Annotated in this window: 5 protein-coding genes and 1 pseudogene; 2 read left to right on the top strand and 4 right to left on the bottom strand. The window is 69.2% G+C overall.

The genetic code is table 11. The features are described 5' to 3' along the window. Positions 1 to 642: 642 nt before the first annotated feature. Both MBELCI_RS18310 and MBELCI_RS18305 read left to right on the top strand, forming a co-directional pair. Positions 643 to 2,046, top strand: a complete 1,404-nt coding sequence (locus tag MBELCI_RS18310) for an AAA family ATPase (RefSeq protein WP_045320502.1) — start codon at positions 643 to 645, stop codon at positions 2,044 to 2,046. Continuing rightward, entirely contained in the window at positions 2,024 to 3,016 is a 993-nt protein-coding gene (locus MBELCI_RS18305; RefSeq protein ID WP_021695736.1) for a ParB/RepB/Spo0J family partition protein, read from the top strand. Before MBELCI_RS18310 ends, MBELCI_RS18305 begins: the two co-directional genes overlap by 23 nt. A 262-nt stretch (positions 3,017 to 3,278) precedes the next feature. Here the strand turns inward: MBELCI_RS18305 and MBELCI_RS18300 are convergent, their stop codons facing one another. From MBELCI_RS18300 to MBELCI_RS18285, 4 genes and pseudogenes are all read right to left on the bottom strand, one after another. Continuing rightward, positions 3,279 to 3,485, bottom strand: coding sequence for a cold-shock protein (locus MBELCI_RS18300; protein ID WP_021695734.1), 207 nt, complete (start codon positions 3,483 to 3,485; stop codon positions 3,279 to 3,281). Positions 3,486 to 3,696: 211 nt separating this feature from the next. Beyond that, on the bottom strand, positions 3,697 to 3,921 hold the full coding sequence (locus tag MBELCI_RS18295; RefSeq protein WP_021695733.1) for a DUF1127 domain-containing protein: 225 nt from the start codon (positions 3,919 to 3,921) through the stop codon (positions 3,697 to 3,699). Positions 3,922 to 4,046: 125 nt separating this feature from the next. Then, positions 4,047 to 5,207, bottom strand: coding sequence for a hydroxysqualene dehydroxylase (locus MBELCI_RS18290; RefSeq protein WP_021695732.1), 1,161 nt, complete (start codon positions 5,205 to 5,207; stop codon positions 4,047 to 4,049). Between the two features lie 76 nt (positions 5,208 to 5,283). Further along, positions 5,284 to 5,521 (bottom strand): annotated as a pseudogene (locus tag MBELCI_RS18285) (squalene/phytoene synthase family protein); the annotation flags it as partial.

Here is a 5,521-nt window from a genome sequence, read left to right as displayed (position 1 = left end):
CCCGCCTGTCCTTCCCCGACCCGAACCCGGACCCCTGCCCGACCCTGCCCGGCGTCGTCGGCAAGCTGCCAAGTATGGCACCTCCGCGCAAGCCTGTTCCGGGTACCTCTCACCCCGCCCCATCCTATCCCGTAAAGGGGTACCTTTCCGTCACCGTACCGCACGTTGGTTCCTGTCGGCAGCGCAACACCCCCCGGACCGACTCGCCGGAGACGAATCAGTGGACTCAGACGGCGCGTTTGGCGGTGTTCCCGCCCCGAAACCCGGTGATTTCGCCCCGATCGCCCCGGTTTCGCAGCAGAGCAGCGCCCCTGTATCCGGGGTCCCCTCCTCCCGAACTCGGGTACCTTTGGCCCTGAATCTGGGTGCCCCTAGCCCTGCAAACGGGTACCTAACGCCCTGTAAGCCTAAGTGGTGCTTATGTTTTTCAGACCCAAAGACTCTAAAGTTCCTAAATCATACCAAACACGGCGCGTGCTGTTCGATCATGAATTGGCAATGGAAAATGGGATAGGTTTCGCCGCGAAACCCTCGATGCCACAGAACCGGTGCCACGTGATCCGCTCTATTCCGCTCCTGGGATCGATGTGCGAAGGTTCCGCCGACAACAGCCCAATCGGCGCACATGACAGAAGGTTTCGCATGAACAAGCGCGCGGACACGACCTCACCGCCCTTTCACAACATTGACCCGGCCAAGGCCGCGGCCCGTCTCGGGCCCCGCGTGGATACCACGCGATTCGCCAAGGCCGCCACCTTCTGTTCGCGCGGCCGCGACGACATGGCCAAGCGCGGCTATGCCCCCGATGGCACCAAGACGCTGCGCCGGTTCTCGATCTGGGAGATCACCCGCTACCTGATCCCGGTCGCCGCCGCGCATCTGCGCCGGGTGCTCAAATCCCACCCCGACCTGCCGCAGGGCGAAGGCGAGGCCGGGGCCAAGTGGTTCAGCCTCGACGACGTGCTCAAGCTGCGAAAGCACTTCTCCGAGGAAGGCGCCGCCAACAAGGAATACCGCCCCTGGCGCCCCGAGGGCCTGCCCGCCAAGATCGCCGCCGTCGCCAACTTCAAGGGCGGCTCGGGCAAGACCACGACCTGCGTGCATCTCGCCATGGCCGCGGCTCTCGACGGCTACAAGGTGCTGGTGATCGACCTCGACAGCCAAGCCTCGATGACCTCGCTTCTGGGCGGCAAGGTCGCCGATGAATGGCAGACGGTGTTCCCGCTCCTTGCGCGCGACTATGCCCGCGCGGTGCAGCAGGAGAACCTCGTGCGCGAGGCCGAGGGGCAGCCCCCCCTGCCCCTCGACGAGACGCTGACCGAGGCACTGGAGGTTTCGCCGCGAAACCTGATCCAGTCCACGCACTGGCCCAACATCGACCTGATCGGCGCACAGCTGAACCTCTACTGGTCCGAGTTTCAGATCCCGGTCTGGCGCATGGGGCTGAAGTCGTGGTCGCTGTGGGACGCGCTCAACAATGCGCTGAACGAGGAGGGTCTGCTCGACGAATACGACATCGTCTTTCTCGATACCCCGCCCGCGCTCGGCTACCTGACGATCAACTCGCTCTCCGCCGCCGACATCCTGCTGGTGCCGCTTGGCGCATCGTTTCTTGAATTCGACTCCACGGGTCGTTTCTTCGACATGCTCTACTCGACCTTCGCCTCGATCGAGGAGGGCGAGAACGCGCAGCGCCGCCGTGCCGGCCTGCCCGAGATGCGGTTCGAATGGGACGTGGTGCGCGCCATCATCACCCGCTACGACGCCGGGCAGCAGACCGATCTGGCCAACGTGATCCAGGCCTATTTCGGCGACTTCATGACCCCCTACCGGCAGGAGTTCACCGCCCTCGTCGGTCAGGCGGGGGAACAGATCAACGGTATCTACGAGGCCGATTACCGCGACTTCAACCGCGAGACCTATCTGCGCGGGCGCGAGGCGTTCGACCGGACCTATGCCGAGTTCAAGGAGCTGCTGCTGGGCAGCTGGTATCGCGACATGATGGAAGAGCAGGAGGACAGAGATGGCCAGACGCAGGACGCTTGAGGCCCCCGACGCACGCGCGCTCGCCGAGATCGAGGCCGGTTTCGCCGCGAAACCGGCGAGCGGCCCGGCGGCGCTCCATGCCCCCATCGCGCAGGTCGCCTCCGAGGCGGCCCAAGGCCGCGACGCCCGCCCGGCGACCGACCGCGCCACCGAGGCGCGGGTTGCGGCCGAGGCTGCGTCGTGGCGCGACGCGCAGGCCGAGGGGCGGGTGATCGAGACGCTGCCCTTGGAGCGGATACAGGTGAACCACCTGACCCGCGACCGGGTCGAGACCGACGCCGAGGCGATGGAGGAACTCGTCGCCTCGATCCGCGCCAACGGCCAGCGCCTGCCGGTCGAGGTGATGGATCTGGGCGAGGGGCGCTATGGCCTCGTCTCGGGTTGGCGCCGGGTGCGGGCCTTGGCCCTGATCGGGACCGAGGACGGCACGCCGCCCGTCGCCCGCGCCATCGTGCGCCCCATGGTCGAGGTCGGGGCCGCCTATGCCGCGATGGTCGAGGAGAACGAGGTCCGGGCCCAGCTCACCCCCTATGAGCGCGGACGGATCGCCGCCGTGGCGGCGCATCTCGGCGCGTTTCCTTCGATGGAAGCGGCGGTCGACGCGATCTTTGCCGCCGCGTCCAAGGCCAAGCGCTCAAAGATCCGCTCCTTCGCCGCGGTGCATTACGAGCTGGGCGACCTGTTGGTGCATGGGCGCGAATTGACCGAAGCGGCGGGGCTGCGGCTCGCCACCGCGATCCGGGGCGTTTCGCCGCGAAACTGCGCAACGCTCTGGAGCAGGGCGCGCCGGATGACGCGAGCGAGGAGTGGGCGTTGCTGGAGGCGGTGCTGGCCCCGGCGGAGGCCGCGCCCAAGCCCGCCGCACGGGGCGGGCGACCGCGCCGCGAGACGCCGCCGCCCTTGGCCGAGGCGCTGCTGCCGGACGGCGCGCGCGCGGTGGTGCGCAGCGACGGCGCCAAGCTGGTGCTGACGCTGGACGGGCAGGGGGGGCGCAGCGAGAGCGAGCGTCAGGCCTTGGCGGACCGGCTGCTGGCGGCGCTGTCCGAGGGGCTGTGAGGTCCCTTCGAAGCACGTCGCAAGCGCCTGAAAACGAAGGCGTTAGAGTGAGTGACCGAATGGAAACGGGAGTATCGTTCCGCGAGGGACTTCGATCTGTGGGACGGCTGCATCACTCGCGCATAAAAAAAAACGGGGCACGAGGCCCCGCTTTTCGATCCGGTTGGATCCGTCACTCAGGCGAGAGCGAGGTTCACAGCCGATTCGCGGCCATCACGGCCGGATTCGATGTCGTAGGTCACCTTCTGGTCGTCGGCGAGACCGTTCAGGCCCGAACGCTCAACGGCGGAAATGTGGACGAAGACGTCCTTGCCGCCGGTGTCGGGTGCGATGAAGCCGAAGCCTTTGGTGGTGTTGAACCATTTCACGGTGCCAGTGGCCATATCCGTGTCTCCTGTCTAGTACACTGCCCGCGACATGCGGCAGCCCGGCGTTGCAGTCTGGATCGATCAACTGAGCCGGTCGAGCGGAAACAGAAGGGTCGAAAAAGAGAACGTCAGCCCCCCGAATATGGAGCTTCGCGCCACGATTGCAAGTCAGGATACCCGTAGGTGTCGCCGGGGCCGCCGGTCGCGGCGGCCCCGAGGCGGTGGATCACAGGTAGATCGAACCGCCGAAGATCTTGCGCACCATTTCGGCGCGGGTCACGCCGAGTGCTGCGAGATCGTCATCGCTCATCTCGTTGAGGCGGCGGACCTGCTGCATGCGCGGCCCGGCCTCGGCGATCGCCACCAGACCCCGGCCGATGGCCGCGAAAGGCGCGATCAGATATCCAACCAGCGAACGGTTGGCATTGGTGGTCGTTGCGGTCTGTGCCATTGGGACGGCCTCGTATTCTGAGATCTGCCCCCTCCCTGCACCCAGACATGGGGCAGGGGGCCACGGGCGGCAACCGCCGATTGGGTCTGGCAGGGTTGCACGGGACGCAACCCCCGAGCGGCTCTTCAGGCTTCGATCGAACGGGCGGCGGCGCGGCCCGACAGGAGTGCCGCCTCGATCGTCTCTGGCAGCGCGCCCGACAGCCAGTCGCCGGCAAGCGCGAGGTTGGCGTAGGGCTTCAATGGCGGACGCGCGGCGCGGGCGGCGGGCGTGACCTCGGCAGTGGCGGCGCGGGCGCGGATCACGCGGGACGCCAAAGGCGGCGCGTCGGTCCCGGCGGCCTGCGCGACCTCGCGCCAGATCCGCGCCTCGGGGGCCTCGGCGTCGCTTGCGTCAATGCAGCTTTCGGCGGCGGAGACGGTGACCGAGAGCACGTCGCCGCGTCTGAACACCCAGTGCGACAGACCCGAGACGAGGCCGAGAAGCGGCGGCATCCGCGCCGCCACCTCCGGGTCCACGCGGAAATGCGCGTTGAGGATGCTTTGACCCGGCCCCGGCATCGGCAGGTCGAGAAGCCGCGACAGCGCCTCTGGCGGCAGGGCGAAGATTGCCGCGTCGTCGGGCCCAAGCGCCACTTCGCCGGAGGCGAAGCGCAGCGCCGTGATCCGGTCGCCGCGTGCCTCCAGCCCGGTGAGCGGGCGGCGAAGCGCGAGGTGGACGCCGCGCCGGGCGAGGCGGGCCAGCGCCGGATCGACGAGGGTCGGCCCGAGGCCCTGCGGCATGGTGATGGGGCGGCTCGCCGCGCCGCCGCGCAGGAGCGTGCGGCGCAGCACCTCGGCAAGGGGGGCGGCGGCGGCGGTCTCGGGCGGGGCGTTGAGCACGGCGAGGCTCAGCGGCTCCCACACCCGGATCCAGGCGGGACCGCGGCCGGGAATGGCATGGGCGACGGTGGCGCGCGCATCGGCGCACAGCAGGCGCCGCGTGTCGGCGGCCAGCGACAGAGCGGTGCCGGGCGGCAGGCGCAGCCCGCCGGTGACGAGATCGCGAAGGCCGGAGGGCAGCCGCAAGAGCCAGCGATCGCCCCGCGCCAGATCGAGAAACGGCAGTTCCGCGCGCGGCGCGATGTCGAGAAGCGGCGTGGTGCCGATGCGGTCGCAATGGGCGAGGACCTCGGCGTTGCCCGACAGCACGAGGTGGTTGCCATTGTCGATCACCCGGTCGAGCCGGGCGTCGTGAAAGCTCCAGGCCCGGCCACCGGCGCGGTTCACCGCCTCGTGCAGCACCACTTCGGTGCCGGGGCGTTCGGACAGGCGCAGCGCGGCGGCGAGGCCCGCGAGCCCGCGCCGACGACATGGACGCGCCTCACCGCGACGCGCCGGGGGAAGCGAGGCAGCGCAGACCGTCGACCAGCTTGCGCCAGCGCGCGCGCGGCGGCGGCGCGCGGTGCGCGTCGGCCTCGATCTGGCGCAGCATCCGCTCGTAGGGGCCCATCATCAGCAGCGCGGGCGCGATGCGCAGCCGCGAATGCGCGCCGATCTCGCGCGCGGCCTCGGCATAGGCGGCGCGGGCGCGCAGCGCGAGGCGGCGGCGCGCCTCGGGC

The organism is Limimaricola cinnabarinus LL-001 (genome assembly GCF_000466965.1).
Classification (GTDB): domain Bacteria; phylum Pseudomonadota; class Alphaproteobacteria; order Rhodobacterales; family Rhodobacteraceae; genus Limimaricola; species Limimaricola cinnabarinus.
This window is presented reverse-complemented; position numbering and strand designations above follow the sequence as displayed.

Coding starts and splice junctions, on each gene's coding strand:
- MBELCI_RS18310 (WP_045320502.1), top strand. CDS start 643: ATGAACAAGCGCGCGGACACGACCTCACCGCCCTTTCACAACATTGAC.
- MBELCI_RS18305 (WP_021695736.1), top strand. CDS start 2,024: ATGGCCAGACGCAGGACGCTTGAGGCCCCCGACGCACGCGCGCTCGCC.
- MBELCI_RS18300 (WP_021695734.1), bottom strand. CDS start 3,485: ATGGCCACTGGCACCGTGAAATGGTTCAACACCACCAAAGGCTTCGGC.
- MBELCI_RS18295 (WP_021695733.1), bottom strand. CDS start 3,921: ATGGCACAGACCGCAACGACCACCAATGCCAACCGTTCGCTGGTTGGA.